This window comes from Streptomyces ipomoeae 91-03 (assembly GCF_000317595.1).
GTDB lineage: Bacteria > Actinomycetota > Actinomycetes > Streptomycetales > Streptomycetaceae > Streptomyces > Streptomyces ipomoeae.
Genome location: NZ_AEJC01000253.1, coordinates 1 through 2,326 on the forward strand (window position 1 = coordinate 1; position 2,326 = coordinate 2,326).

Sequence of the window (2,326 nt, forward strand, 5' to 3'; positions counted from 1 at the left end):
CGCATCCGGCTCAAGCGGGCCCCTGGAGTCACGCGGGTCGGTCATCTTGCTTGGCCCTTCTGTGATCGCCGGCGTGGTGCTGGCGATGGCAGTCAGCGTGTACGAGGCGAAGGTTCGTCCGCTCGTCCGTGCCGCCGTCGCGCCGATAGATGAAGTGGTGCTTGTGCAGCGGCTTCATCGATGCCGAGAACCACGCGGCCCACTCGCGAGGGTTGTCCGGTGTGTACTCGGCGTCGGGGATCAACGGCTGTTTGCACAGCGGACAGATCCCCTTCTGGCGGGATGCGAGGGTGATGGTCCACCTGTCGGCGGTCCCGGGCACCCTTTTGCGTCGGCGGCTCGCCCAGTATTCGGCCAGCGAGGGATCGTCGGGGGAGTTGCCCTCCTTGACGATCACGTGCCGGACGATTCTGGTCCAGTTGAACTTGTAGAGGTAGGTGCCGGTGTCCCGGTCACCGAATACCCACTGGTCCTTCCGGGTCGAGTTGAAGACGCCGTAGTGCTTGGCCAGTCGCCAGCTCTTCGGCTTGTTCGGGTGGGAGTGCTTGACCCACTTCTGTGTGAGCGTCCACACGTAGAAGTCCAGGGACTTGAAGGTCTCCTTGGACACCACCGTCCGGTAGTAGGTGGCCCACCCCTTGATGATCGGGTTGAGCCTCCTCACCACAGCTCCGGCGTTCGCCCCTCGCAGGCCGATCACCTCACTGCGGAGTCGTTCCCGGACCCTTTTCACAGCCGCCTTGCTCGGCTTGATCAGCAGAGTTCCGCTGTACCTGCGGATGTTGAACCCGAGGAAGTCGAATCCTTCTTCAAGGTGGAGGACGGATGTCTTCTCCTCGTTGAAGGCGACCCCGCACGGGGCCATCCAGACAGCCAGTTGCTCCTTGACCTGGTGCGCTTCGTCTTCGCTGTGGCAGAACACCGCAAAGTCATCCGCGTACCGGACCAGGACCGGAGCATCTCGTCGGGACTTGTGGGAACGTCCTTCTGTGAGATGCCCGGCCGCCGTCTCCATGCCGTGCAAGGCCACGTTGAGCAGCAGCGGACTGATCACACCACCCTGAGGGGTCCCCTCATCGGTGGGCGAGAATCGTCCGCAGTCCATCACTCCCGCCTTGAGCCATCCGCGGATCGCTTCCCGCGCCGGGAAAGTACCGATGAGGCTCATCAGGTGGTCGTGCGAAATACGGTCGAACGCCGCTGTCAGATCAGCATCGAGCACCCATAACCGCTTGGCCCGTTTCTGGCCCGCGATATTGAAGATGGCGCCGATCGCGTCATGACAGCCCCGGCCGGGGCGGAAACCGTAGCTTCGTTGCTCGAACCGGGCTTCCCACTCGGGTTCCAGTGCATTCTTGACGCGGGCCTGGCGGACTCGGTCACGGATAACTGGAATACCCAAGGGGCGCTGCTTTCCGTTGGCTTTGGGAATGTACACGCGCTGGACGGGCAGGGGCTTTCCAGGCGAGCGTTCCGCTGTGATCTCAGCGGCCAGCCGCCCTCGCGCGCTCGGAGTGAGCGCGCGTTCCTGGTCGATCCCGGCCGTCCGACGGCCTGTGCTCTGCTGCGTCACCCGTTTCACGCTCACGAGCGTGTTCGAGTGGGACCGCAGCATGAGCTTCTGCAAGTTCCGGACCTTCTTCAGGTCCCCTTCCTGCGCGGCTGTGAAGATGCGCTGCCTCAGTCGCCGTACCGACGCCTCCGCCTTGGCCCAGTCGATGCTGTGCCAGGTCTGGGCGTAGTCCTCCGGTCCGTTCGCCGTCGTGGGAGGCATCGCCACCGTAGCGGCCACTGCCACACCTACCTTCGGCATCCAACTTGCCCTTCGGTTCGGGGTTCTTCGCAGTTCTTCTTCACGGGCCTACCTGATCCGCGTGAGCTCCCTTTCGGGCCGGGCATCGCCTCGTATCCGACGAGTTATTGGGTGCGGCTGAGGACTCCGCGTCCTTTTCCTCTGGGCTTTCGCCCTGTCGGCGTTCGCTTCTCGGATCATCCTGTCCCGCTGGAGGCTTGGTCCTTCGTTACCTCCGGCTTACCGGGATCAACTCCCGGACTCCAACGGGGTTTCCACGTTCCACTCCCACAAGATGCGGCCGGGGTGGGCTCCCTCTTAATCCCGGGCCCGACGGTGTCCTCCCCCTTCGGCGCCAATCCTCCGGGGTCGTTGTGCGCTCTTCCGCGCAAGGGCCTGTCTGCCGCCGACAGCTCACCATCGACGCGGCATAGGAGTTACGAGATTTCGTCAAGGGTTCATTCGCATTAGCCCGTCCGGTCTTCCCCTCGCCTGTTGCGGCCCGATGGCCGTGCCGCTCTTGGGCTTACGCTT

The 2,326-nt window shown here is 63.7% G+C and carries 1 protein-coding gene; it reads right to left on the bottom strand.

The window, feature by feature from the left end:
• Nucleotides 1–28: 28 nt before the first annotated feature.
• Entirely contained in the window at nucleotides 29–1,774 is a 1,746-nt protein-coding gene (ltrA, locus tag STRIP9103_RS16535; protein ID WP_048820140.1) for a group II intron reverse transcriptase/maturase, read from the bottom strand.
• Between the last annotated feature and the right edge of the window lie 552 nt (nucleotides 1,775–2,326).